Source organism: Streptomyces sp. So13.3 (genome assembly GCF_005860785.2).
GTDB lineage: Bacteria > Actinomycetota > Actinomycetes > Streptomycetales > Streptomycetaceae > Actinacidiphila > Actinacidiphila fildesensis.
Window position 1 is genome coordinate 1,331,179 of the sequence record NZ_CP048835.1, and the last position, 25,419, is coordinate 1,356,597.

Here is a 25,419-nt window from a genome sequence, read left to right on the forward strand (position 1 = left end):
TTACCCCGGACGTATTGACGTCCGGGGTAATTCCTTGCGTATATTAGGTGTTTCATGTCTTCGCGCGTCAAAACAGCGCGGAGAAGTCTTATGCGCACACCGTACCGCGTCAGGAGCTGAATTGTCAACCGAGGAATTGCAGAAAGAACAGCAATTCGTCTCACGGCTCTACGAGCGCCTCGACACGCTCCGGGAGCAGGCCGAGGCCGCACTCCAGGCATCCTTTACCCAGGTGGGCAAGGGTCTCCAGGCCCGCCTCGAACGCGATGTGATCGCCACCGAGCGGACCGACCGGCTCTCCGGGCTGAATTCCGTGGAGTCCGGGCTCTGCTTCGGGCGAATCGACTTCGCCGATGGCATACGCCATCACATCGGCCGTATCGGAATCCGGCAGGACGACGCCGACCGGACCCCGCTCGTCGTGGACTGGCGGGCCCCCGTCGCACGTCCTTTCTATCTCGCCACCGGGCATTCCCCGATGGGCCTGCGCCGTCGCCGGCACCTCACCACCGTCGGCCGCACCGTCACCGCACTGCACGACGAGGTCCTGGACCTCACCGACGCGGTGCGCACGGGACACGAGGACCCGCGCGGGGACGCCGTGCTCCTCGCCGCGCTCGGGGCCGCCCGCACGGGCCGGATGGCCGACATCGTGCAGACCATCCAGGCCGAGCAGGACGAGATCATCCGCGCCCCGCACCGGGGCGTGCTCGTCGTCGAGGGCGGGCCCGGCACCGGCAAGACCGCCGTCGCGCTGCACCGCGCGGCGTATCTGCTCTACGCGTACCGCGAGCAGCTGGCCCGCCGCGCGGTGCTGATCGTCGGGCCCAACCCGGCCTTCCTCGGCTATATCGGCGAGGTGCTGCCGTCACTCGGCGAGACCGGTGTGCTGCTGTCGACCGTGGGAGAGCTCTTCCCCGGCGTCGCCGCCACGGGGACGGACGGCCCCGGGGCCGCCGCCGTCAAAGGGCGGGCCGGCATGGCCGATGTCCTCGCGAAGGTGCTGCGCGACCGGCAGACCGTCCCCGACCCGGCCCTTCCCATCCAGCACGAGCGCGAGACGCTGCTGCTGGAGCGGGCCGTCGCCGAGGACGCCCGGCACTGCGCGCGCCAGACCCGGCTGCCGCACAACCTGGCCCGCGCCCACTTCGGCCGCTTCGTCCTCGACGCGCTCACCGCACAGCTCGCCGACCGGCTGGGCACGGACCCGTACGACGGGGAGAACTTCCTCGACCCGGCGGAGGTCGAGCAGCTGGGCCGCGAGCTCAACGACAACCCCGCGGTGCACGCCGCCATCGACGCGTACTGGCCCTACCTCACCCCGCAGCAGCTGGTCGGGGGCTTCCTCGCCGATCCGGTCCAGCTGCCGGACGCGGACGCCGAGTTGATCCGCCGCACCGGCGGCGGCTGGACCGTCGGCGACATCCCGCTGCTGGACGAGGCCGCCGAGCTGCTCGGCGAGGACGACCGGGCAGCACGGGCCGCGGCGGCGCGGGAGCGCGGCGAGCAGGTGGCCTACGCCCAGGGGGTACTGGAACTGTCCTACGGCTCGCGCTCCTTCGAGTTCGAGGACGGGGAGTCCGAGGTGCTGACCGCCCACGACCTCATCGACGCCGAGCGCTTCGCCGACCGGCACGAGGAGACCGACCGCCGCAGCGCCGCGGAACGCGCCGCCGCCGACCGTACCTGGGCCTTCGGCCACATCATCGTGGACGAGGCGCAGGAGCTGTCCGCCATGGCGTGGCGGCTGCTGATGCGCCGCTGCCCGACGCGTTCGCTGACCCTGGTCGGCGACCCCGCCCAGACCGGCGATCCGGCGGGCTGCGACTCCTGGCGGCAGATCCTGGACCCGTACGTCGGGGACCGCTGGAGCCATGTGCGGCTGGGCGTCAACTACCGCACGCCCGCCGAGATCATGGAGCTGGCGGCCGGGGTGGCGAGGGCCGCCGACCCGTCGTACGAGCCGCCGCGCTCGGTGCGTTCGACAGGAGTACGGCCCCGGGTGTGCGTCACGGACGACCTCGTCCGTACGGTCGCGGAGGCCGCCTCCCTGGAGACCCCGGACGACGGCCGGCTCGCGGTGATCGCGCCGCGGGCACTGCACGAGGCACTGGCCGGGAAGCTCCCGGGGGTGATGGCGGGCGAGGAGCCCGATCTGACGCAGTCGCTCGTGCTGCTCGAACCCCGGCAGGCCAAGGGGCTGGAGTTCGACTCGGTGATCGTCGTCGAGCCGGCGCTCATCGTCTCCGGTTCCGCGCGCGGAGCCAGCGATCTCTATGTCGCCCTGACCCGTGCCACCCGGTCACTGGCCGTGGTGCACACCGGCAGCCTTCCGGAGGGCCTGGAGGAGTGACCGCCCGGAAGCGGGGTCGGCCGGGACGTCAGGACGGCAGCCCGGCCAGCAGGGCGTCGGTGGCCGGGCGGAGCAGCCGCGCACCGTCCTCGGTGGCTTCCAGTCCGATGACCAGGGCGAGGCAGATGTCGGCGGCGTCGGCCGGGTCGGGCGGACCCGTGCCCGCTTCGGCGAACACCCCGATCAGCAGGGCGCGCAGGTCGGCGGTGAAGCCGTGGCAGATGTCGCCGAACAGCCGGGCTTTCTCGTCGAGCAGTTCGGCGGTGTGCGGGGAGTCCCCGGCGAGTTCCAGCACCAGGTCGAGTTTGGCCGCCAGGATGCCGCGGATCCGTTCCGGGGCCGGGGCGTCGGCGGCCGCCGCCCGCCGGGCCCGCTCGAGCGCCCGGATGTGCAGGCGCTCGGCGAGCCGGCGGAAGGCGTCGTCCTTGCCGCGGACGTACTGGTAGACCGCCGACCGGGACACCTCCATCGTGGAGGCGATGTCGTCCATGGTGGTGCGCCGTACGCCGTACCTGGTCAGGCAGGTGTAGGTGGCGTCGAGCACCTCGGTCAGCCGGTCGGTGGGCATCGTACGGTCAGCCCAGGGCCTTGAGGAGCTCGGCGGCGAGCGGCACGGACGAGGCCGGGTTCTGACCGGTGATCAGGTTGCGGTCGACGACCACGTACGGCGCCCACGCGTCGCTCTCCTGGAAGTCCGCGCCGATCTCGACGAGCCGGTCCTGGAGCAGCCACTTCGCCTTGTCGGCGAAGCCCGCCTGGGTCTCCTCGACGTTGGTGAAGCCGGTCAGCCGGTAGCCGGCGAACGGCGAGGTGCCGTCGGGGCGGGTGGCGGCGAGCAGCGCGGCAGGGGCGTGGCAGACCACACCGAGCGGCTTGCCGGAGTCCAGGGCGGCGGTCAGCAGCCGGCCCGAGTCGGCGTTGACGGCCAGGTCCTCCATCGGGCCGTGGCCGCCCGGGTAGAAGACCGCGTCGTAGTCGGCCAGTTCGACCTCCTCGAGCTTGACGGGCTTCTTCAGGGCGGTCATCGCGGCGAGCTCGGCGACGATCGCGTCGGCCGCCTCCTGGCCGCCGTTCACCTCCGGCGCGAGGCTTCCCCGGTCGACCGTGGGGACGACTCCGCCGGGGGTGGCGATCACGATCTCGTGGCCGGCACCGGTGAAGGCACGGTAGGGAGCCACGGCCTCCTCGGCCCAGAATCCGGTGGGGTGCTTGGTGCCGTCGGCCAGCGTCCAGTGGTCGGCGCCGGTCATCACGAACAGGATCTTTGCCATGTCACATCTCTCGGTGGGGGCGACGGTCCGACATTCCGTACGTGGAGTGTCAGATCGCTGTCGATCTCGAACGTAGGCCGCCGATCCATCGAAATCCAATAGAATCACCACCATGAGCCATAGGAATCCCGATGGATCGGAGCTACCAGGACCGGGGCCCGTACCCCCTCCCCTGGACCTCACCCTGCTGCGGACCTTCCTGGCCGTGCACCGTGCCGGCTCCTTCACCGCGGGAGCGAGGCTGCTCGGCCTGTCGCAGCCGACGGTGACCGCCCAGGTGCGGGCCCTGGAGGAGCGCCTGGGGCGCCAGCTCTTCGACCGGCTGCCGCGCGGCGTCGCGTCCACAGCGGTCGCCGACCAGCTGGCGGCGGATGTCTCGGCACCGCTGGACGCCCTCGCGGGGATCACCGGCCGGGACCACTCGGACCGGCGGATACCCGCAGAGCCGGTGCATCTGGCCGGGCCCGCCGAGCTGCTCTGCCTCCGGGCGCTCCCGGCGCTGGCTCCGCTGACCGGCGAGGGAGTGCGGCTGCGGATCACCACCGGCCTCACCGACGACCTGCTGGAAGGGCTCCGCGCCGGCCGCTACGACCTCGTCATCTCGACGGTCCGGCCGCGCGGCCGCAGCGTCACCGCCGTCCCGCTCATGGACGAGGAGTTCGTCCTCGTCGCGGCACCCTCCTGGGCGGAGCGGATCGGCTCCGGCGCCGTCGCGGCCGAGGGACCGGCCGCGCTGCGCGCCGCTCCGCTGATCACCTACGCGGAGGACCTGCCGATCGCCCGCCGCTACTGGCGCCATGTGTTCGGCACCCGGCTGTCCGCCCAGGCCGCCATCACCGTCCCGGATCTTCGCGGCGTTCTCGCCGCGGTCGTCGCGGGAGCCGGTGTCACCGTCCTGCCGCGCTACCTCTGCGCCGCCGAACTCGCCTCCGGTGCCCTCGTCGCACTCCTCGAACCCGAGGACCCGCCCATCAACACCGCCTACCTCGCCCAGCGCCCCGGGGCCGGCGAACTCCCGCATGTCGCGCTGGTCCGCGACCAGCTGCTGCGGGCGGGGCGTACCTGGTAGTCACCCAGCAAAGATTGGATGACTTCGCACGTCATGTGCGGGCGAACAGTGGGGAATTGCCGTGGAGCGGCGTGTATCCGGCAACTTCTCTTGACGGTTGTCGTCAACCACCACTAGACATCGGATGAAAGCTTCGCGTTCTGTCATAGCCCTGCCATCGTTCTGTCCTGCGAATGAGCCCTGTCCCCGCATCAACGGAGATGCCCATGAGCCGCTCAGCACGCACCCTCCACCTGGCACTCGCCTTCGTGGTCGCCCTGGTCACAGCCATCAGCCTGACCGGCGGCCCGGCCACCGCCGCCGCGACCCCCACCGCCGCGCCGGCCACCGCCGGCCCCGGCACCAACTACGCCTACGACGACCCCTTCACCAGCGCCCGCACCCAGTGGTGGCGCGACGACCACTTCGGCATGTTCATCCACTACGGCGCCTACTCCCAGCTCCAGGGGACGTACACCCGCCCGGACGGCTCGGCCTGCCGGGACGCCGAGTGGATCGAGCGCGACTGCGCCATACCCAAGGCGCAGTACGAGGACATCGCCGCACAGTTCAACCCGGCGTCCTTCGACGCGAACGCGATCGTGAAACTGGCCAAGGACGCGGGCCAGCGCTACATCGTGCAGACCGCCAAGCACCACGAGGGCTACGCGATGTGGCCGACAAAGGTCAACACCTGGAATCTGCGCGACCACTCGTCGTTCAGCAAGAGCCGCGACATCCTGGCCGAGATGAAGGCCGCCGCCGACTCCCAGGGCATCAAGTTCGGTCTGTACTACTCGATCTGGGACTGGCACAACCCGAACTTCACGGCCGACTTCCCGCAGTACAAGAAGGACATGTACGCCCAGCTCAAGGAGCTCGTCGACAACTACCACCCGGCGGTGCTGTGGTTCGACGGCGAGTGGGCGACCGACAACCCGACGAACCCGTGGTCGACCGCCGACGGCGAGGCGCTGCAGACCTATCTGCACGGCCTGGACCCCAACCTGGTGATCAACAACCGGGTCGACAAGCGCCGGGTCGTGGACGGCGACTACGGCACTCCGGAGCAGGAGATCCCCCCGGCCCCGGTCGGCGGGCAGCTCTGGGAGTCCTGCATGACCCTCAATGACCACTGGGGGTACGCCGGTTACGACACCAACTGGAAGTCCGCGACCACACTGACCCGTAACGTCGTCGACATCGCCTCGCGCGGCGGCAACTACCTCCTCAACATCGGCCCGGACAAGACCGGCGCGGTGCCCTCGGGCGCGGTCGACCGGCTGCGCTCGATGGGCTCCTGGCTCTCCGCCAACGGGCAGGGCGCCGCGGTGTACGGCGCGGGCGCGGCCAGGAACGTGGCCACTCCCGCCTGGGGAGCCGTGGCCTCGGCACCGGGCAACAAGCTGGAGGCGTCGGTCTACACCTGGCCGGGCGCCGGCAAGCCGCTGCATCTGAAGGCCACCGCGCCGCTGACCATCACCGGGGCGCGGGTGCTGGGCAGCAGCCAGCAGGTCACCGTGAAGGCCGCGGGTGACGGCTACGACATCACACCGTCGGGAGCGGCGGTCAACGCGACCGCCACCGTCATCGAGCTGACCTACGCCCCGCCGCAGCCGGCGAACGGTACCGGCACCGGGCTGACCGCACAGTACTGGGACAACACCTCGTTCAGCGGGGCGCCGAAGGTGACGCGGACCGACCGGACGATCAACTTCGCCTGGCGCTACCTCGGTTCACCGGACCCGGCCGTCCCGACCGACAACTTCGCGGCACGGTGGACCGGCTCCGTCCAGCCCCGCTACAGCGAGACGTACACCTTCCTGACCGTCTCCGACGACACGGTGCAGGTCTGGGTCGACGGCAAGCAGATCATCAGCAACACGACACCGCACGATGCCGCCGTCAACACCGGCACCGTGACCCTGCAGGCCGGAAAGAAGCACTCGATCCGTATCGACTTCACCGAGCGCACCGGCGAGGCGGCCATGAAGCTGCTCTGGTACGCGCCCGACGAGGCACAGCGCATCGTGCCGGCAGGTCAGCTCTACCCGTCCTGACCGCACGACCGGGTGCGGCGGGCACCATACCGGTGGCCGCCGCACCCGTCCCGCTCAGTCCTTCGGCGGAATGAACGGGGTACCGGTGCGCGAGGAGACGGCGAGGGTGTGGACCTTGCCGTCGGCACCGATCTCGATGACGGGTACGGCCTTGTCCGTCGGAGAGCCGTCGTTGGCGAAGGAGATGTACCCGCTCGCCCCCATCACCGCGTCGACCCCGTGCAGCGACTGCCAGATCTGGATCATCTGCGAGCCGGTCACCCGGCCATTGGCTCCCGGGGAGCGCCCCACCGTACGGGCACCCTTGACCGCCGCACTGACCGCGTCGTAGCCCATCATCGCCTGGCCGTCGTCGAGCCCCTCCAGCGGGAACGTCGCATGGTAGTAGCCGTGCTTGCCGAGAACGGCGACGTCGTCCCGCACCGCGGCCGAGTACGCGTCGGGGCGCCTCTCCCAGGCCTCGGGGTGGGCGAGACCGGTGTACAGCAGCCGGACGGTGCCACTGCGCAGGGTTTCCTTGATCTCGTCGAAACCGGCGGCCTGGGCGGCCTGCGAGGCATCGTCGCCGGAGAGCACGATGAGCTTGCGGGCGGAGCACGGCCGGTTCTTGAGCGGCGCGAGGAAGCTCGGCAGGTTCACCCCGCGCCCGGCGAAGTAGATGACATCGGGCTTGACCGCGCACAGGTTCGCCATCCGGGTCGCGAACGCGGTGGCGACACCTTCCTGCGAGGAGTCGTACTGCTCGACCTGGCCGACCAGCCGCTCCTCCGGGAAGGCCGCCAGGAACGCCTTGCCGAGGGTGCGGCTGTACTGGTCGTCCGGCCGGGCGTCCTGTATCACCATCACCTTCAGCGCGGAGTACGGCGGCTGCTTCAGGAACGAGGCGGCGGCCGCCGCCTCGTCGGTGTTGGTCGGGGCGGCGCGCACCAGTCCCGGAATCCCGGCGAGCGTGTCGGCGGAGAGGACGGAGCCGACCGCGCCGAGCTGCAGCCCGCCGGAGTCCGTGTTGCCCGTCACCTTCCCTATCATCCGCGCGGTCGCGTCCGTGCTGGTGCCGAGCCCCGCGACGGCCACGATGTGCTGCGGGCCCACCCGGCTGCGGATCTCCTCCAGCGTGGCGTCCCGCTGCTCGTCGGTACTGCCGCAGTTGGCCAGCAGCAGCCGGATACGGGGGACGTCGCCTCCGCCGAGCGTGTTGTTCTTCTCGTACAGGGCCGCGTACGCGCCCTGGATCTCGTGCCGTACGGAGTCCGGGGTGTTGGTGTCCTTGGGGCCGGGGACCAGGGACATGAGGTAGACGATGCTGACGAAGGAACGGTTGTCCTGGTCGACCGCGGCGTTCTGCGTGTGGATCAGGTCGGAGACCGCCGCCAGGTTGTCGGAGAAGTGGAACGAGCCGTCCGTCACCCCGACGCAGCTGCGGTCGGCCCCGACGTGTCTGACCCCGTCGGCGCACGAGGTGTCCTCCGGCCACAGCGTCCAGGTGAGCGTGCCACCGACGAGTGCGAGCACCAGCACGGCCAGCACCACGTTCCACGGCCACCGCATCCACAGATGACGGCCGGTCACCCAATGGCCCCGGGTCGACATCACGCGCTCCTCCTCAGCAGGGATCGATCGGACGGACCGGCTTCGGTCCTCAGTCGGTGAACCGGGCGGCCTCGTCCAACAGCGTGTCGGTGTCGGCGTCCGCCGCCAGCGCCAGCTGCCGGAACATGGCGCTGATCTTGTAGTTGAGTTCGGGGCGGCCCGGTGGCAGCCGGTTGCGGGGATCGCCCGCGAGCCACAGCGCGGCCGCCAGCTCGGCCAGCGGACGGCCGGTGACCGGATCGGCGTACGCGGCCGGCGCGTGCTCACGGGCCAGCTGTCCCGCGTTGTGCGACGGCTGATCGTCCGTGAGCTGCGCGCGGTGCATCGGCGCCGCGGTGACGTGATAGAGCTCGCGCAGCCAGGGCACCGCGTCGGCGGCACCGAAGCCACGCGCGAAATGCATGACCACCGTGTCGAGTTCGTTGAGTGCGAGCCGGTGGTAGAGGGCGTCCAGCGGACGGCTGAGCCGCTCGTGCCACGCACACAGCGCCTGGTGCGCGTGCTGCCAGGCGGCCGGTCCGCCTACCGGAGCCGGCCGCCCGGCGAGTTCCTCCAGCAGCAGCAGTCGCAGCCACGGGTGCAGGACCGGGCGCTCCTCGGGGGCACCGGGCGCCACCAGATAGCCGGACGGGCCGCGTCCACCGCGGGTGTTGGCGTCCTCGGGGATGGGCGCGAACAGCCACAGCTGGTTGCGCAGTTCCAGCATCACGGTGTCCCGGGCGTGCTCGGACAGCTCGTTGAGCAGCCCGGAGTTGACGGCCGCCGCCGGGGTCCTGGCGGCGGCGACCGGTACGGCGGCGGCCCGCTGGTCGGTGGTCAGCCCGTCGAGCAGGTAGTCGCGGACGACGGCGCCGAGCGGCGGCCTGCGCACCGGATCGCCGCCGTCCCCGGGCACCGGGGTGTCCAGCAGGCCGTACAGATCTCGGTCGGAGACGCCCGCCGCGAGCAGCCCGCCGATGGCGGTGTGCACCTGCTGGACGCTCCAGGGGTGGCCGTAGGTGAGCCGGTGCACCAGCGGGGTGGCACGGGCCAGCCGGGTGGCGTGCACGGGATGGCGTCCCGCCTCGAGCGACACCTCGACCTCGTACAGGTCGCGCAGTCGCACCGGATACCACCAGTCGGCGGGCGGGGCGTCGGTGCGCGGCCGCCAGTCGGCGTACGAGGCGCGGTCGGCGACCTGGATGTACGGGTCGCCGGGCCGTCCGTCGGCGGGGCCGGGCACCGCGCGGGTGGTGGCACTCGTCGCCACGATCAGCAGCGGGTCGTACCTGCCCGGCTGCGACACCGCGTGCTCGGCGCGCAGCCGTACCAGCAGGTCCAGGAAGCGGGTGCCGTGGCTGTGGTCGATGTTGTCGAGCAACACCAGGCAGTTGTGGTCCCGGCGCGCGTGCCCGTACGCGGCGCGCAGATCGGCGAGGAACGCCTCGCACAGCCGCCGGTCCACCGCCTCCCGGTGTTCCTCCGCCGTGCTGCGGCTGTGCAGGTTCAGCTCGACCAGTTCGTCCATCGCGGTGGGCGGCCCGAGCGAGCCGTACCAGTGGTACGTCTGGTTGAGGAAGGTGCGGGTCGGCATGTACTCGAACCCGCGCAGCAGCACACCGATGATCAGGTCGGTGCCGGGGATCGGCGACAGGCCGAGCGAGTCGACGATCGAGCTGATCCCCTCGCCGGCGTCGACCGCGGCGCCGCGGCTGCGGGCCTGGCGTAACGCCTTGCGCAGTTCACGGGTGGCCTGTTCCCGGTCGGTCAGCGACAGTTCGGGCTGCACGGCGAGCAGCCCGAGCAGCAGCCGCGGGAAACGCAGCGGCTTGATACCGGTGTGCTTGCGCGCCAGCAGGAACGCCAGATGCACGGCCACCTCGTACGGCCGCTGTTCGTCCGCCGCCGCGAAGTCGACCCGGGCGGCGGGGGCCCCGCGCGTCACCGCCTCGAAGTGGTCGAGCGCGAACGTCTTGCCACTGCCGGGCCGTCCCAGCAGGGCGATCAGCGGCAGTGCGCGGTCCTGTGCCCGGGGCGGCCGTGACCAGCATTCATGCACCAATGCGTCGATCTCGCCCAGCCCAGGGGGCGGCGCCTGCACCATGCCCGTCCCCCTCGCGGTGCGCGTGATCGCGGAGACAGCATCGTGCCATGAAGAGCCTTGCGGGGCATGGGCTTTGACCGTTCCCGGACACACCCAGTGTCCATCCGGGCACGGCGAGTACGGCAGGGGGCCCGGCAGTCGTCACTGCCGGGCCCCCTGCCGTACGTCTACCTGTGCGGGTACTCGTTGGTCACCTCGTGCGTCACGGCTACCAGCGGTACCAGCGGCCACGGCTGCCGGATGCCCCGGTACCGCGCATCACGAAGCCGAGCAGCCAGACCACCAGGACGATCACCGCGACCCACCAGAGGATCTTCAGGGCGAATCCGGCGCCGAAAAGAATCAGCGCGAGCAGTAGGACCAGAAGCAGTGGACCCATGGTTATCAACCTCCTGACCAGCGCATGCCCCCAGGTGAACCGCTCATGCTTCCGGATTTCCGACCCCTCTCGGAGAAGCCGTGGGCCCTTGGCAGGCATGGGATGCGGGATCCCGGGCAGACGGAGTGTCGTCGGGACCGGCGAACGCGAATCACAGGGAGATACGACCTCATGGGCGCAGCAGCCAGGGCACAAGGCATATCGCGCACCGCCGTCGCGCCGGGTACGGCGCCGGAAACGGTGCCGGAGCTGCCCTGGGTGGAGGACGCCGGCAAGGTCGCCCCGACCGACGCACGGGCGCTCTCGAAGATCTTCTTCGATCAGCTGCAGGTGCTCGAAGAGGGCACACACGAGTACCAGTACGCGCGGAACACCCTGATCGAGCTGAACATGGCCCTGGTGAAGTTCGCCGCCCGGCGCTTCCGCAACCGGTCCGAGCCCTTCGAGGACATCGTCCAGGTCGGGACCATCGGGCTGATCAAGGCCATCGACCGCTTCGACCTGTCACGCGAGGTGGAGTTCCCCACCTTCGCGGTGCCGTACATCATCGGTGAGATCAAGCGGTTCTTCCGCGACACCAGTTGGGCCGTGCACGTTCCGCGCCGGCTGCAGGAACTGCGGCTGTCGCTGGCGAAGGCCATCGACGAGCTGTCCGCCGGGCTGGACCGCTCCCCCACCACCGCCGAGCTGGCCGCCCATCTGGACCTGACGACCGACGAGGTCGTCGACGGCCTGATGGCCAGCAACGGCTACACCGCCGGATCGCTGGACATGCCCGCCTCCGAGGACGATGAGCGGGGCGGCGGCCTCGCCGACCTGATCGGCGATCTCGACCCCGCCATGGCGGGCGTCGAGAACCTGCAGACGCTCAAGCCGCTGGTGGCGCAGCTCAACGAGCGCGACCGCCGCATCCTGCAGATGCGCTTCGGCGACGAGTTGACGCAGGCCCAGATCGGCGCGGAGCTCGGTGTCTCGCAGATGCACGTCTCCCGGCTGCTCAGCTCGGTGCTGGCCAGGCTGCGCGAGGGCATGCTCGCCGGCACCTGCTGAGCCGGGTGCCGCCGGAACATGTCCTTCCGGGCCGCGTCCGTCGCCGACCCGGCCGGCCGAACTCGTGACGCCGGCGCCCCGATGTCGCTCTAGAGTGATCCGATGGGACTCACACACCTCGGCGGGACCGCTGTCGGACGACGCGTCATATCGCTCAGGTCCCGCTCGCGGCGGGCCGCCGCGGTGGCCGCGATCACCGTATGGGCCGTCACCGGCACCCTGCTCGGGTCGGTACCGGCCCACGGTGCGGCCACTCCCCCGCCCCGCTTCCCGGTGCCGGTGACGGTCGGTTCCGCCCACCAGGTGATCAGCGTGCAGGCCCACGGTTCGTACGCGACCGTCATCGCCTGGCAGCAGACCGGCGCCATCTGGATCAAGAAGTACGTGACCACCGCGGCGCGGGTCGGCTCGCACGGCATCACCGACGGCGCCACGCGCAAGCAGGGTACGTACACGACACCCACCGGCACCTACACCCTCACCCAGGGCTTCGGCGTCGACGCCAACCCCGGCACCCGGATGCCGTACCACCGGGTCACCGCGGCGGACTGGTGGGTGGAGGACCCGGACTCCCGCTACTACAACCGGATGCGCCAGGCCGCGCAGGGCGGCTTCCCGCTGACGGAGGCCGGCGACCACGGCAGCGAGCACCTCGTCAACTACCCCGTGCAGTACCGGAATGCGCTGGTGATCAACTTCAACACCAACCCCGCGGTTCCGGGCCGCGGCGCCGGGATCTTCCTGCACGCGCTCGGTCCGAAGGCCGGGCCCACCGCGGGCTGTGTCGCGATTCCGCAGAGCGTCCTCACCAATGTGCTGCGCTGGGCCGACCCGGCGCAGCACCCGGTGATCGCGATCGGGTGACCGGCGGCCTGCTCTGCCGACCGGCGGTTTGCTACTGGCAGGTATAGGTCGGTGTCCCCAGGGTAGGAGAGGCCTCAGTGTTCGGGCCCGCGGGCCATCACGGCGGCAGGAGCGACATGATCGGGATCAAACGGCGTACGCCGGCCATGCCGCCGCCGGTGCAGGCCGCCACCCACCACCGGGCCGCGCACTACGACGGCTCGGTCGGCAGCATCGGCGCCGCCCGCCGGCTGACGGCCGACTTCCTGCACCAGCTCGCCGCCGAGTGGTACGCCCCGGTCGGCGCGGAACAGATGCAGGACATCCTGCTGGTGGTCAGCGAGCTGGCCACCAACGCGGAGCGGCATTCCGGCGGCCCCTACCTGGTGGAGCTGGCCGGCGACGCCGAGTCCGTCCACGTCACCGTGTGGGACAGCGGCAGCACCCTGCCGCGGGTCTTCGCCCCCGATCCGCTGCGGATCGGCGGGCACGGCATGGAGATCGTGCTGCGGCTCTGCGACGGTCTGACGATGGAACTCGTACCGGTGGGCAAGCGCGTCAGCGCCCGGTTCGACCTCACGTAGGCCTGCGTCCCCTCGCCCTGGCACCGCCGGGCCTTCCGGGTCGGCACGGACGGGCGATGAGATGTTGCCGCCCCGATCACCCGAGGAGAGGCTGAGCTCGACGTCACCAGGTCTCCGTGAGCGCGGGCGTGACCGCGCCGGGCGTGGTGGACGGAAGGAGCGAGTCCTATGAGGGTCATGCTGAGGGCGCATCTGGACACCCAGGCCGGGAACGCGGCGTTCAAGAGCGGCAGGCTGGGACAGGTCATGGAGCAGCTGTCGGAACTCCTCAAGCCCGAGGCGGCCTATTTCGGCCCCAGCGAGGGCGACCGGTCGTGCACCTTCGTCTTCGACATGACGGACAGTTCGCTGCTGCCCTCCATCGCGGAACCGCTCTTCGAGGAACTCGGCGCGAGGATCGAGATCCAGCCGGTGATGAACAGCGAGGACCTGCAGAAGGGGCTTGCCGCGGTACGGAAGGGCTGAGCACCCGGGCGGCCGCCCGGACCGGTCCGGGCGGCTCGGGGGCGATGCTCGCGCCTACTGCCCGCGGCGGCGCCGGTAGTAGGAGAGCGTGACCACGCCGAGCAGCGGACCCCACAGCAGCAGGGGCGCGTAGCAGGCGTCCATCACCACGAGGGCGAGTCCCGTCGGCGCTCGCTCCGCGCCTCCGAAGCCCTTCGCGTTGGGGATCAACAGCAGCATCAGGGCGATCGAGCCGAGCGCGGCCGGGATCACCGCCGCGAGCGGCGGGACCCGCCGGCCTCCGACGACCGGGATCCAGCGCGGAACCGTCTCGCCCCAGGGCCTGACCAGTCCCAGGGTGAGCATCGTCAGTCCTTCGATGCCCAGGCCCATCACGACGCACACGACGCTGAACCAGCCGGGGGCTCCCAGGCCGGTGGTGTCGAAGCCCACCGGGATGCCGAACCCCATCGTGATCCGCCATATCCCGGACGGGACGGCGGTGAGCGCCGCGACCTGCGCGGCGACGACCACCCATCGGGCGGGAAGCGGGCTGCGGCGGACGGCTGCGGGAATCTCGTGAGTGACCATGTGACCAGGCTGTCCCGACGGCCGCCGCACCGGATCATGCCCGGGAACGGACCCCGTCCCCCGCGCGGGGGACGGGCGCCTCGTACCCGGCGTCAGGCGGAGGGGCCGGCGCTTCCGGTGGGAGCACCGGAGGGGCGCTGCGGGAGCAGGACCCGGCAGGTCTGGTAGGCCTGGGCCGTCTTGGGGTCCGAGGTGTTGAAGCCGCGCGGGCCGCCGCTGCCCGGGGACGCGGAGGGCAGCACGACGCCGTGGTCCTTCAGACAGCTGGTGAAGGCCTTCATCGCGGTGCTGTCGCCGCCGAAACCGCCCCGGTTCCCGCCCTGGCCGCCGGGTCTTCGGTCGCAGGGACGCGCAGGCCTGCATCGCCTGCTGCCGGGCCGGATCGGCGGAAGCGCCGCCACCCCCGAAGCCGCCGAAACCGCCACCGGGCCGGCGGCTGCCCCCGCCGGCTCCCGGCGTGCCCTTGCCGCCTCCCGGCCGCGCGCTGCCGCTCGGCCGCGTCGGCAGGGTGACGCCGTGCTGCGCGAGGCACTGGCGGTAGGCGTCCATCCGGGCCGCCCCGGACGCCGACCCGGAGGCGGACGGCTAGGCCGCGGCGCTCGAAGCGGCCGAGGAGGAGCAGGCGGCGAGCAGCAGGACGCCGGAGGCGAGAACGGCGGCCGCCGCGGCGGCCCGGAGGGCCGGTCGCGCGGTGGACGGCCGGGCGGTGGACGGCCCGTCGGTGGTCCAGGTCATGGCCGTTGTCTCCTCGGAGCGTTGGACGGGGTCGGTGGTCTGCGACGTCAGGTCGGGCGCGGGCCGGGGACCCGCGGTGCCGGCGGCCCATGACTGAACCGCACGCAGGTGGGGGCTGCCAGGGGACTGGCTGTGAGTTCCCTGGCAGTCGGCGTCGCTGCGGGGCCGGGGAAGCGCGGATCGCGGTCCGTTCGGTGGGCTATCGTCCCTATCGCGCGGTATGCGGTCGTTCGGGCTCCCAGGGAACTCCCAGACTTCTCCCAGGAATTCAAAGGTGCGGACGGCCAGGATGTGCCGCCATGAAGGTGCTCCCACGACGGCGCAGGGCCGTCCTGATCAACTCGGCGCTCGGCGTTGTGGTCCTCGCGGGTGCCGGTGGCGCCTACGCGACGGTGAACAGCGGCAGCGACACCCCCGCACGGGCCGGCACGCGGACGGTGACGGTCGCCAAGGGCACGGTGCTGGCGACGGTCTCCGGTTCCGGGTCGCTCACCTCGCCCAGCGACGCCGGGGTGAACTTCACCACCGGCGGCCAGCTCACCGAGGTCGACGTCAAACCCGGCGACAAGATACCCAAGGGCAAGGTGCTAGCCAAGGTGGACGCGACAGCGGCCGAAGAGGCACTCGCCCAGGACCAGGCGTCGCTGATCGCGGCGCGGGCCGACCTCACCAAGGTGGAGGAGGGCCAGCCGAGTTCCACCACGACGGGTTCCGGCGGTGGGTCGCCCAGCGGGTCCTCCGGCGGCTCGGGCCGCTCCCAGGGCAACGCGACCCGACACCGGCCCCCACCCCGACGCCCACCGTGGATCCGGCCCAGCTCGCCCAGGCCCAGGCCCAGCTCACCCAGGCGCAGAACACCGTGGACGCGGCGCAGCGCGCGGTCGACGGAACGGTGCTGAGGTCCCCGGTCGACGGCACCGTGGCCTCGGTGTCCGGCAAGACCGGACAGTCGGTGTCCGGCACGGGCAACTCCACGGCGGGCGGCCCGTCCGGCAGTTCCGGGTCGGGATCCGGGTCGGGATCCGGGTCGGGGAGCAGCAGCGCCACCGGTTCGTCGACCACGCCCACCGGCTTCGTCGTGATCACCAATCCGACCGGTATGCAGGTGACGGCCAACTTCTCGGAGTCCGACACCCTCAAGCTGAAGCCCGGCCAGACGGCCACGGTCACCCTCAACGCCGAGTCGGGCACGGTGCTCAACGCCAAGGTGCTCTCGGTCAGTTCGCTGCCCGTGAGCAGCGGGTCAGGCTCGAGCGGCGGCAGCGGTTCGGGAAGCGCCGTGCAGTACGCGGCGACCCTCTCCATCACCAGCCCGACCGAGGGCCTGCGCACCGGGCTCAGCGCCAACATCCAGGTCGTGACGAGCGAGGCCTCCGGGGCGCTGTACGTGCCGACGGCGGCGGTGTCCGGCACCGGCGCGAACCGCACAGTGACGGTGGTCAGGCCTGACGGCAGCACCCAGCGGACGAGCGTGACGGTCGGTGTGGAGGGCGACACCGAGGACCAGATCGCCTCCGGCCTCACCGAGGGCGAGCAGGTCCAGATCACCACCGTCTCCTCGTCGGGGACCAGCGGTTTCCCGAGCGGCGCGTTCCCCGGCGGTCTCGGCGGTGCCGGGCGGACCCGCACCGGCGGCGCCACCGGCGGTGGCGGTACCGGTGGCGGCGGTACCGGTGGCGGCGGGTTCCGCACCGGCGGCGGGGGTGGCCGCGGATGACCCCGGCTCTGGGGCTCCGGCTGCGCCGCCGCGAGGCGGCGGCGGGCGGGCCCGACCCACGTGCGGACGGCCCCTGGGGGCCCGCGCCGGTGATCGAGGTGCGGTCGCTGCTCAAGACGTACGGGCACGGCGACGCGGTCGTGCGCGCGCTCGGCGGCCCGCCGGACCCGGACAGCGGCACGGCGCCCGGCGTCGACCTCGTCGTGCGACAGGGCGACAGGGCGACATGGTGGCCGTGATGGGCAGTTCGGGGTCGGGCAAGTCGACGCTGATGAACATCCTCGGCTGTCTGGACGTGCCCACCTCCGGCCGGTACCTGCTGGACGGGATCGACGTGGGCGGCCTGGACGAGCACCAGCTCTCGCTGGTCCGCAACCGCAAGATCGGGTTCGTCTTCCAGTCCTTCAACCTGGTGCCGCGTACGTCCGCGCTCGCGCAGGTGGAACTGCCGTTGGCGTACGCCGGGGTGAAGACGGCCGAGCGGCGCCGCCGCGCGGTGGCGGCCCTGGAGCTGGTGGGTCTCGCCGACCGGATGGACCACCGCCCCAATGAGCTGTCCGGCGGGCAGCAGCAGCGGGTGGCGGTGGCGCGGGCGCTGGTCACGGCGCCGGCGATGCTGCTGGCGGACGAGCCCACCGGAAACCTGGACAGCCACAGCACCGAGGAGGTGCTCGCCATCGTCGACCGGCTCAACGCCTCGGGGCGCACCGTCGTGCTGATCACTCACGAGGACGAGGTCGCCCGGCACGCCAAGCGGGTGCTGCGGCTGGTCGACGGCCAGGTCGTGGAGGACGTACGGCAGGCGCCGGCGGACGGTCCGCCGCCCGCGCTGCGGGATCCCGCCGCCTTCGCGGCCGCCGCCCCGCACGCACCGCACGCACCGAACTCCTCGTCTTCCTCGCGGGCGCTGACCGGCGGAGGCAGCCGGTGAACCCGTTCGAGACGCTGCGCTTCGCCTTCGGCGGACTCGCAGCGAACAAGGTGCGGTCCGCGCTGACCATGCTCGGGGTGCTGATCGGGGTGGCCGCGGTCATCCTGCTGCTCGCGGTGGGCAACGGCTCCTCGCAGGCGGTGAAGGACTCCATCGAGAAGCTGGGCACCAACTCCCTGACCATCTCGTCGGGCGCCGGATTCGGCGGCGGGCGCTCCTCGTCGACCGTGAAACCGCTGACGGTCGCCGACGCCAAGGCACTCGCCGACCCCGCCCAGGCACCCAGCATCCAGGCCGTCGCGCCGGAGGTCACCACCTCCCAGACGGCGCTGTACCAGGGCACCTCGCACACGGTCGGCCAGGTCGTGGGCACCTACCCGGCGTACTTCGAAGCCTCGAACAGCAAGGTCGTCAAGGGCGACTACTTCAGCGCCGACGATGTGCTCAACTCCCGCAAGGTGGCGGTGATCGGTGCCACCACGGCGACCGACCTGTTCGGGACCGCCAGCCCGATCGGCAGGTCGGTGGTGCTCGGCGGCACACCGTTCACCGTGGTCGGGGAGCTGGCGGCCAAGGGCGGCACCGGATTCCAGGACCCGGACGACGTCGTGATCGCCCCCCTGACGACCGTGCAGAACGCGTTCACCGGCTTCGGCTCGCTGAACCAGATCCTGGTCGAGGCGAAGTCGGCCGACGCCACGACCCCGGCGCAGAACGAGATCACCGCCGTACTGATGGGGCAGCACGGCCTCAAGGACCCGTCGGCGCTCGACTTCCGGGTGAGCAGCCAGGAGTCGCTGCTGACCACCCAGGCGTCGACCAACAAGACCTTCACGGTGCTGCTGGGTGCGGTGGCCGCGATCTCGCTGCTGGTCGGCGGGATCGGCATCACCAACATCATGCTGGTGACGGTGACCGAGCGGACCCGGGAGATCGGGATCCGCAAGGCGATCGGCGCCCCGCGGGGCGTCATCCTGGGGCAGTTCCTGGCCGAGTCGACACTGCTGTCGCTGGTCGGCGGCGGGCTCGGGGTGGCGGTGGGGCTCATCGGCTCCCACTTCACGATCGTCGGCATCAAACCGGTGGTCATCCCGGAGTCGGTCGTCGGCGCGTTCGCCATCGCCGTGGCGATCGGGCTGTTCTTCGGCAGCTACCCGGCCAACCGCGCCGCGAGCCTGCGGCCCATCGAGGCCCTGCGGCACGAGTGAGACGGCGGGTGCGACGCCTTCCCGGCGACGATCACTCCCCCGCTCGCCCACCCCGCCTCGATCATTCCCCCTCGACAGCACGGACAGGAGAAGCGGACATGGCCCGACGCCGCACCGATCTCGTGAAGGCCGACGCCCAGGATCCGGCGCCGTCCGACACCTACACCGAGTACGACCCCGGCTTCAGCGACCCGGACGGCACCACCCGTCTGCCGGTGGTCCCCGGCACCTCGGCAGCGGAGCCCTACGGTTTCGCGGAGGCGGGCCGGGCGGAGATCCTCGAGAGCTCCGGTGGCCGGCCGGCGGCCCGGCTCGGGGCCCGGGCTGACGCCCGAGCAGGCGGCCCGGGTCTTCGAGCGCTTCTACCGGGTGGACGCCTCCCGCAGCCGCCAGGAAGGCGGCGGCGCCGGGCTGGGCCTCGCGATCGCCTCCGCGCTGGTGTCGGCCCATCACGGCGAGGTGGAACTGGTGACCTCCCCCGGCGAGGGAGCCGTCTTCCGGGTGCTGCTGCCCTCTGCCGCGGAGCTGTGAGGGCCGCACCCGTACGACGGCCGGCCCGCGGCGGCCGGCTTCCGGCTACTGGACGTCGAACTCGTTGCCCTCCGGGTCGGCCATGGTGACGTGGCTGCCCCCCGGCTCGGACACGACGTTCAGTACGGTGGCGCCGAGCGCTTCCAGCCGCTTGACCTCCGCCTCGCGGGCCTCCGCACCGACGTGCAGGTCGATGTGCAGCCGGTTCTTGCCCTGTTTGGGCTCCGGGACGCCCTGGAAGAGCACCCGCCGGTCCAGGCCCATGCCGGTGGCGGCATCGAACGGGTCCTCCGGGTGGCGCACGGCCGCCAGCGTCGACCAGCCCCGGCGCCCTTCGGTATCGATCAGATCGGCCTCGGCGATCGCGCCGACGCCCAGCAGCCGCTCGATGAGCGCGGTGTGGTCCTCGACCTCGTAGCCCAGTGCCTGTGCCCAGAAACCGGCGAGCCGGTGGGGGTCGGCGCAGTCGATGACGAGTTTCCAGTGCAAGGCCATACGTTCCTCCTTGAGTGGGCGGACCAGGACATGTCCGGTCCCGCTTCGATGTAACCAGTTATGGGATGCGGTGACCGGCCGACGGGCTCACCCTGTCCCGGCTGCGGCATCGGGAGACTGCCAGGCCGCGGCACAGAGCGAGTTCTGCGCCACTTCTGCGTACAGCGCGGCGCCCAGCCAGGCACGGGCGAAGTGGGTCGTGTCGGCCGGGAGCAGACGGCCGAAGGGGTCGCGGGCGCGTTCGGTGGCGGCCTGTTGCAGTGCGGCCAAGAGGTCGGCGGCGGTGGGGAGGGCGGAACGGCGCAGGCGGTGGGCGTCGGACGACAGCGATCCGGGAACGGCGAGAAAGCGCCGCCCTGCCGCGACGGCCTGTTCGAGACGCCGGCGCAGGAGATGGAGCGGAGCCCGGTCCAGCGGTTCGGCGCCGGGGCCGGGCCCGGTCGGCTGCGGTGGCAGGGTGGGGAGGTCGGCGCGCTGGAGGCGGTCCAGGCCCATGTCGATGCGGCGTTCGGGATCGGCGGGGTGCGCGATCGCCAGCAGGTGCAGCCGGGGCTGGGGCGCCGGGACGAGGCGGCCGACGATCCGCAGTCGCGCACCGGGGAGCGCTGCCAGCATCCGGAGGTTGTCCCGGTGGGCCAGTGCGGGGTGGTCATGGGCCGCGGTGAGCCGGAGCGTCAGATCGTCGCACGCGGCGAGTAGGCAGTCCCCGCCGGTCTCGCGGGCTGCTCCCAGGATCGTGACGTCGAGGAAGAGCAGATCGGCGCCCGCGTGCGAGGTCTCCGCGCCGGGGGCGCGTGCGCGGAGGGCGCGGGCGACCTGCTCGGCGGCCGGTACCGCCCACAGCGCCCCGAGGGGTTCCGCCGTCCAGGCGGCTCCCGCCGCCCGCACCGCCTTGACCGCCGCGCCCGCGCCGAGCCGGCCGGTCGGCGAGACGGTGGCCCCCGACAGGGCGAGCCCCGCGTGGGAGAGCTCCCGGTGGGTGAGGGCGGTGTCGCCGAGCCGCACGGTGCGGTCGGCCGCGGCGGCGGCCCGGCCGGGGCCGCCGGGTGCGATGTCCGAGACGGTGTAGAGCCGGCCATCGGCGGCCGCGGCCCAGGTGGTGGCGCCGGCGTAACCGCCCGCGGTGATCAGCGGTTCGGTGAACAGCCCGTACAACCGCAGGGATCCGTCGGGCACATAGGCCTGCCGGGCGGTACCGCGCAGGGCGGCCAGTTCGGAGTCCTTCGCGTCGGGCAACCGGTGGGCGGTGGCCAGCAGTTCCCGTACCGCGGCGGTCAGGTCCCCCAGCCGGTGTGCCGGGTCGGCGGAGCGCGCGGCGCGCAGCCCGTTGACGACCGAGACGGCCGCCGCGGCCGGGCGGGGCAGCCCACCGAGCCGGGCCGCGTGGGCCGCCCGCAGCAACTCGGCCTGCAGGACGGCCCCGGCACCCTCGATACCCGCGTCGAGAACGGCGGCCCCGGCCGCCCACAGGGCGCCGGCGGCAGCCCGTTGCTCGGGCGTCGCAACGTCCTCGGTAGCGGCTTCCGGGGCCGGAGCGGCCCCGCTGTCCGTGGCCGTGTCCTTGGGCGAAGGCGCCGGTTCGTCGTCGGCCACGGGCGCCGCGGACGCGACGGCCGCGCGGTGTAGACAGTCCGGGGCGAGCAGACAACCGCAGCGGATCCCGCCCTGGGTGGTTACCACCCCGGCGGGGGCGTGGAGTTCCAGGCTGATCTCGTCGTCGACCGCGATCCGTACCGTGTCGCCGTCACGGACGGCGGGCCTGGCCGCGATCTTGACCGCGGCGGCGTCGAGGCGTTTGCGCAGCCGGGGCGAGAGGGCGCCGACGATCTCGGCGGTCACGGCGGGTGCGACGGCGGGGAGGTCCTGGCTCATGCGATCTTCTCCCCTACCCAGCGGGCGAGTTCGAGCGGGCTGAGGGCGGCGACCGGCATACCGGCGGCGACGAGCTGGCCGGCTACACCGGTCGAGTACCGGGGACGTCCGGCGTCGTCCAGGCTCGCGCAGCCGAGTACATGGCAGCCGGCCCCGACGAGGGAACGGACTTCGGAGAGCAGTCCGCCGAGCGGATAGCCCTCCTCGAAGTCGCTGATCACGACGACGAGGGTGCGGGACGGCACGGTCACCAGCGTGCGCGCGTGGCGCAGTCCGGCGGCGATGTGGGTGCCGCCGCCGACGCGGACCTCGAGGAGCAGCGAGAGGGGATCGTGCACCTGGTCGGTGAGGTCGATGACCTCGGTGGAGAAGGCCAGGAAGTGGGTGGACAGGGTGGGTACTCCGGCGAGCACCGCGGCTGTGAGGGCCGACCAGATGGTGGAGGACTCCATCGAGCCCGACACATCGGTGACCAGGACCAGCCGCCAGTCGGCGGCACGCCGCGCGCGGGAGCGGAAGACGGGCCGCTCGGGGATGACCTGGACGCTGCCGTCGGGTGCCCGGCGTGCGGTCGCGAGGTTGGCGCGCAGGGTGCGCGCCAGATCGAGCCGTCCGCCGGGGCGCCGGCTGGGGCGGGGCAGCGTCATGCCGGTCATGGCGGGCCGCAGTCGGGTGGCGAGTTGCCGGGTGAGTTGCTCGACGAGCCGGCGCACCAGCGGGCGGAGCGCACCCAGCCGGGCCTCGGGCAGCCCGCCGGCGTGCTGCAGGACGGTCTTGAGCAGATCCACGGAGGGCCGGACACTGCTGGGATCGAGTTCGGTCAGTACATCGCGGCGCCCGGACGCGGCCGCCGCCGCGAGCACTTCCTCGCGGATGCCGGGACCGAACAGCACGGCCAGTTCCTCGGACCATTCCCGGACCCCCGGGTACGGGGTCTGGCGGCCACCGCGGTTGCCCCCGGCACTGCCCGTGAGGTCACCGCGCGAGCCCTCGCCGCGACCGCTGCCGTACAGCTCGTCCAGGGCGGTGGCCAACGGCGCCGCTGACGGCGGCAGTTGATCGGTGCGGCGGCCGAGTACCAGCCGCCATCGGTCGGCCGGGGCCAGGATCCGGTCCTCGGCGGCAGGAAGCGGCGGCGACGGGGCGGCTGGGGCTGCCGGATCCGCCGCCCCGGCCGGGTCGGAGGGTTCGGCGGCTTCGGCCGGTTCGGTGACGGGCGGGGCCGGGAGCGCGGCGGGCAGCAGACCCAGCCGGCCCAGCGTCTCGCGGGCGGTGAGATCGGCCCGGGTCCACCGCGCCAGCGCGGCCGGGTCGATGCCGTCCGTGTCGGTGATGTGGCCCGTGTCGTCCCCGAGTCGTGCCTCCACGGTCGTCAGCAACCGGTCGCGGGCGGCCGGGCTGAGGGTGTCGAAGCCGCCGCGCAGCGCGGGCAGACGGTCCAGGAAGGCGCTGTCGCCGAGGTCCGTGATCCGGCCCAGCAGCGGGTCCAGGACGGGTGCCATGGTCTCCAGGAGCGGGCCCGCCGCGGTGAGCAGGCCGGTGAGACGGGCGGTCAGGGCGCCCCGGCAACCGGCGTCCGCGGCCGCGTCGACCCAGGACGCGGCGCGGGTGCCGAAGGCGTGCGCGTCCTCGTGTCCGAGCAGAACGCGTACGGCTCCGGCCGCGGCGGACATGAGCGGTGAGCCGTCGGCGGCCAGCCGGGTGAGGGAGTCGGTGAGCCGGATGCCGCCGAAAGCGTCCGCGCGGTGGGCGAGTTCGAGCAGCGCGCGGGCGTCCGCCGGATCGTCGGAACCGGTGAGGCCGTCGACCTGGCGGACCGCGGCGGCGGTCAGCAGTTCGTTGACCGCCGTGGCTCGCTCACCGCGATCCGCGTCCACGCTGAGTCCGGCGACGTGGCCGGCCCTGATGCGGTCCAGCAGCGCGAGTGCGGTGAGCAGTTGGGGCAGTGTGCCGGTGGCGGGCACGCCCTGGCCCAGCTCCTCGAGCCGTTCGTCCGCCAGCCCGGGCAGGCCGCACGAGGCCGCCTCCGCCAGACCGTCGATGGTCTGGTCGGCGGTGGGGCCGCCCGCGTCGTGTTCTGCGCGGCGGCGTTCGCGCAGCAGCCCCTCGGCGGCCTGGCCCGGGGTGACGCCGCGGACACCGGCAGCGGCCAGCATGGCGGCGGTGGCCGGCGTCCAGCGCACCTCCCACCGGGTGGTGACGGCGTCGCTGCCGCCCGCACCCGTCACGGCCGTCGCCGAGGCGTAGGGGATGCCGCAGACCGTCAGCCGGCGCAGCAGCAGTTCCCGGCGGCGGTCGAGGTCCGAGCGCAGCGGGTCCAGCCGCAGATCGCGGGCGGCTGTGGTCCCCGCGTCGCCGGGGCCCGGCAGGCCCAGGCGGGCGACCTCCTCCTCGACGGCCGGTGCCAGACCGCTGCGCGGCGCGTCGGGGGCGGGCCGGCCGGAGCGGGTGCCGACCAGGACCCGTTCCAGCGCTCGGGCGACAGCGCGCCCCCGCCCGAGGGGCTCGCCCTGGGTGAGCACCGTCTGCACGGCCTCGATCAGCTCCCCGCGGCCGGGCGCGGGCAGACCGCGCAGCCTCGCGAGGTCGCCCGCCAGCCGCACGATCTCGCGGGCGTCCGCCGGGCCCGACGGGTGGTCCTGCGCGCGCAGTTCGGCGCAGATCCGCACCGCGGTCCCGAGGAGTGCCTCGTCGATCGCGGCCGGGCTGCCCGCCGCCCGCAGGACGAGGTGCTGCCATTCGGGGTCGCGGATGCCGGCCGGATAGCCGGACCGCTCGTCCAGCAGCGGGTAGGTGTACGGAATGAGCGACGCCGTCCACGCCGGGCCGTCGGGGGCCGGGTCGGCCGACGGGACCGGTTCGGTGTCCGGGCTCAGCAGCGCCGGGGTGTGGAAGGCGCCCACGACGACCGCGGCCCGGCGGCCGGCGGCCAGGACCTCGTCGATCCGGGCTCGCATCCACCGCTCGCGGGCCAGGTCCGACGCCTCCACTCCGCCGCCCCGTTCGGCGTCGTGCCGCAGCGCCCAGCCGGTGAGCAGGGCGGCGCGGCGCAGCGCCTCGGGTGCGGAGCCGGGTGCGGCGGCCTCCACGAGGCGGTCCCAGAGATCCTCTCCGGGACGCCCGGTGAGCCGGGCGTTCAGCGCGTCCCGCAGCCCGGGCCCCTCGCCGTCGGAGCTGCCCCGGCCGCCCGGCGCGCGGCGTTCGTGCCAGGCCGGGTCGGACAGCGGCAGGTCGCACGCGATGACGGGAACGCCGTGGCCCGCGGCCCAGCGCAGGGCGGCGAGCTCGGGAGAGAAGTCGGCGAACGGATAGAAGGCGGGGCCGCGCCCGTCCCCGCCGCCGGCGGCGGGGACGGCGGCCAGCGCGACCGGAGCCAGGGTGTCGGCATGGGCGAGCCAGGGCAGCCACTCCTGCAGGTCCGCGGGCAGCTCGACGAGCAGCACCTCCGGCCTTGCGGCGTCCAGCAGTTCCGGCATGACGGCGGCGAGCGACGGCGCGTGATGGCGGACGCCGATGAGGTACGGGGCGGCGGGGCCGGTCATGGCCGCTACCGCCTCGTCCGGAGTCATGGACGGTGTCAGGGGCGGAGTCATGGGCGGCGGCACGAAATCGGTCGTGGGCGGAACGGTCATGG

Annotated in this window: 23 protein-coding genes and 1 pseudogene; 13 read left to right on the forward strand and 11 right to left on the reverse strand. The window is 72.6% G+C overall.

Annotation, left to right across the window (positions count from 1 at the left end):
- Positions 1 to 121 precede the first annotated feature (121 nt).
- Positions 122 to 2,353 (forward strand): AAA family ATPase, encoded by a 2,232-nt coding sequence (locus tag C8250_RS06295; RefSeq protein ID WP_232485791.1) that lies wholly within the window; start codon positions 122 to 124, stop codon positions 2,351 to 2,353.
- Between the two features lie 28 nt (positions 2,354 to 2,381).
- On the opposite strand, the gene C8250_RS06300 is transcribed toward C8250_RS06295, so the two are convergent.
- Both C8250_RS06300 and C8250_RS06305 read right to left on the reverse strand, forming a co-directional pair.
- The gene (locus C8250_RS06300; protein WP_138354494.1) at positions 2,382 to 2,921 is read right to left on the reverse strand and encodes a TetR/AcrR family transcriptional regulator; all 540 of its coding nucleotides are present in this window, start codon (positions 2,919 to 2,921) and stop codon (positions 2,382 to 2,384) included.
- Between the two features lie 7 nt (positions 2,922 to 2,928).
- The gene (locus tag C8250_RS06305) at positions 2,929 to 3,624 is read right to left on the reverse strand and encodes a type 1 glutamine amidotransferase domain-containing protein (protein ID WP_138354493.1); all 696 of its coding nucleotides are present in this window, start codon (positions 3,622 to 3,624) and stop codon (positions 2,929 to 2,931) included.
- A gap of 112 nt (positions 3,625 to 3,736) precedes the next feature.
- On the opposite strand from C8250_RS06305, the gene C8250_RS06310 reads away from it, so the two are divergent.
- Positions 3,737 to 4,693 (forward strand): LysR family transcriptional regulator, encoded by a 957-nt coding sequence (locus C8250_RS06310; RefSeq protein WP_138354492.1) that lies wholly within the window; start codon positions 3,737 to 3,739, stop codon positions 4,691 to 4,693.
- A gap of 206 nt (positions 4,694 to 4,899) precedes the next feature.
- A complete protein-coding gene (locus C8250_RS06315) occupies positions 4,900 to 6,732 on the forward strand; it encodes an alpha-L-fucosidase (protein WP_138354491.1) in 1,833 nt (610 codons plus the stop codon).
- A gap of 54 nt (positions 6,733 to 6,786) precedes the next feature.
- Here C8250_RS06315 and C8250_RS06320 read toward each other — a convergent pair whose 3' ends face one another.
- The 3 genes from C8250_RS06320 to C8250_RS06330 all read right to left on the reverse strand — a co-directional run bounded on the left by C8250_RS06320 (position 6,787) and on the right by C8250_RS06330 (position 10,784).
- Complete coding sequence (locus C8250_RS06320; RefSeq protein ID WP_138354490.1) at positions 6,787 to 8,322, reverse strand: amino acid ABC transporter substrate-binding protein; 1,536 nt, start codon at positions 8,320 to 8,322, stop codon at positions 6,787 to 6,789.
- A gap of 49 nt (positions 8,323 to 8,371) precedes the next feature.
- Positions 8,372 to 10,405, reverse strand: coding sequence for a hypothetical protein (locus C8250_RS06325; RefSeq protein ID WP_138354489.1), 2,034 nt, complete (start codon positions 10,403 to 10,405; stop codon positions 8,372 to 8,374).
- A 208-nt stretch (positions 10,406 to 10,613) separates the two neighbouring features.
- Positions 10,614 to 10,784 carry a hydrophobic protein gene (locus C8250_RS06330; RefSeq protein ID WP_138354488.1) on the reverse strand — a complete coding sequence of 57 codons (171 nt, stop codon included), beginning with the start codon at positions 10,782 to 10,784 and terminating at the stop codon, positions 10,614 to 10,616.
- Between the two features lie 171 nt (positions 10,785 to 10,955).
- Between C8250_RS06330 and C8250_RS06335 the strand changes: the two genes are divergently transcribed.
- From C8250_RS06335 to C8250_RS06350, 4 genes are all read left to right on the forward strand, one after another.
- A complete protein-coding gene (locus C8250_RS06335; RefSeq protein ID WP_138354487.1) occupies positions 10,956 to 11,834 on the forward strand; it encodes an RNA polymerase sigma factor SigF in 879 nt (292 codons plus the stop codon).
- A 102-nt stretch (positions 11,835 to 11,936) separates the two neighbouring features.
- A complete protein-coding gene (locus C8250_RS06340) occupies positions 11,937 to 12,698 on the forward strand; it encodes a L,D-transpeptidase family protein (protein WP_138354486.1) in 762 nt (253 codons plus the stop codon).
- Between the two features lie 116 nt (positions 12,699 to 12,814).
- On the forward strand, positions 12,815 to 13,261 hold the full coding sequence (locus C8250_RS06345; protein ID WP_138354485.1) for an ATP-binding protein: 447 nt from the start codon (positions 12,815 to 12,817) through the stop codon (positions 13,259 to 13,261).
- A gap of 168 nt (positions 13,262 to 13,429) precedes the next feature.
- Positions 13,430 to 13,726 (forward strand): DUF3303 family protein, encoded by a 297-nt coding sequence (locus C8250_RS06350; RefSeq protein ID WP_187144750.1) that lies wholly within the window; start codon positions 13,430 to 13,432, stop codon positions 13,724 to 13,726.
- A gap of 54 nt (positions 13,727 to 13,780) precedes the next feature.
- Here the strand turns inward: C8250_RS06350 and C8250_RS06355 are convergent, their stop codons facing one another.
- The 3 genes from C8250_RS06355 to C8250_RS06365 all read right to left on the reverse strand — a co-directional run bounded on the left by C8250_RS06355 (position 13,781) and on the right by C8250_RS06365 (position 15,031).
- Positions 13,781 to 14,296, reverse strand: coding sequence for a hypothetical protein (locus C8250_RS06355; protein ID WP_138354484.1), 516 nt, complete (start codon positions 14,294 to 14,296; stop codon positions 13,781 to 13,783).
- 92 nt (positions 14,297 to 14,388) lie between these two features.
- Positions 14,389 to 14,577, reverse strand: coding sequence for a hypothetical protein (locus C8250_RS06360; protein WP_138354483.1), 189 nt, complete (start codon positions 14,575 to 14,577; stop codon positions 14,389 to 14,391).
- 304 nt (positions 14,578 to 14,881) lie between these two features.
- Positions 14,882 to 15,031, reverse strand: coding sequence for a hypothetical protein (locus C8250_RS06365; RefSeq protein ID WP_187144751.1), 150 nt, complete (start codon positions 15,029 to 15,031; stop codon positions 14,882 to 14,884).
- A gap of 299 nt (positions 15,032 to 15,330) precedes the next feature.
- On the opposite strand from C8250_RS06365, the gene C8250_RS06370 reads away from it, so the two are divergent.
- The 6 genes and pseudogenes from C8250_RS06370 to C8250_RS43380 form a co-directional block, all read left to right on the forward strand.
- A complete protein-coding gene (locus C8250_RS06370; protein ID WP_138354482.1) occupies positions 15,331 to 15,930 on the forward strand; it encodes a peptidoglycan DD-metalloendopeptidase family protein in 600 nt (199 codons plus the stop codon).
- Positions 15,834 to 16,748, forward strand: coding sequence for an HlyD family efflux transporter periplasmic adaptor subunit (locus C8250_RS06375; protein WP_138354481.1), 915 nt, complete (start codon positions 15,834 to 15,836; stop codon positions 16,746 to 16,748). Before C8250_RS06370 ends, C8250_RS06375 begins: the two co-directional genes overlap by 97 nt.
- Positions 16,745 to 16,987 (forward strand): hypothetical protein, encoded by a 243-nt coding sequence (locus C8250_RS06380; RefSeq protein ID WP_187144752.1) that lies wholly within the window; start codon positions 16,745 to 16,747, stop codon positions 16,985 to 16,987. Before C8250_RS06375 ends, C8250_RS06380 begins: the two co-directional genes overlap by 4 nt.
- Positions 16,987 to 17,679, forward strand: coding sequence for an ABC transporter ATP-binding protein (locus tag C8250_RS06385; RefSeq protein WP_232485792.1), 693 nt, complete (start codon positions 16,987 to 16,989; stop codon positions 17,677 to 17,679). Before C8250_RS06380 ends, C8250_RS06385 begins: the two co-directional genes overlap by 1 nt.
- Positions 17,676 to 18,887 (forward strand): ABC transporter permease, encoded by a 1,212-nt coding sequence (locus C8250_RS06390; RefSeq protein ID WP_138354480.1) that lies wholly within the window; start codon positions 17,676 to 17,678, stop codon positions 18,885 to 18,887. Before C8250_RS06385 ends, C8250_RS06390 begins: the two co-directional genes overlap by 4 nt.
- Positions 18,888 to 19,202: 315 nt before the next feature.
- Positions 19,203 to 19,418: pseudogene (locus C8250_RS43380) on the forward strand (sensor histidine kinase); the annotation flags it as partial.
- Positions 19,419 to 19,463: 45 nt separating this feature from the next.
- On the opposite strand, the gene C8250_RS06400 reads toward C8250_RS43380, so the two are convergent.
- The 3 genes from C8250_RS06400 to C8250_RS06410 all read right to left on the reverse strand — a co-directional run bounded on the left by C8250_RS06400 (position 19,464) and on the right by C8250_RS06410 (position 25,378).
- Complete coding sequence (locus C8250_RS06400; protein ID WP_138354478.1) at positions 19,464 to 19,913, reverse strand: VOC family protein; 450 nt, start codon at positions 19,911 to 19,913, stop codon at positions 19,464 to 19,466.
- 87 nt (positions 19,914 to 20,000) lie between these two features.
- A complete protein-coding gene (locus C8250_RS06405; protein WP_138354477.1) occupies positions 20,001 to 21,785 on the reverse strand; it encodes a hypothetical protein in 1,785 nt (594 codons plus the stop codon).
- Positions 21,782 to 25,378 (reverse strand): DUF5682 family protein, encoded by a 3,597-nt coding sequence (locus tag C8250_RS06410; RefSeq protein ID WP_232485800.1) that lies wholly within the window; start codon positions 25,376 to 25,378, stop codon positions 21,782 to 21,784. Before C8250_RS06410 ends, C8250_RS06405 begins: the two co-directional genes overlap by 4 nt.
- Positions 25,379 to 25,419: the final 41 nt, after the last annotated feature.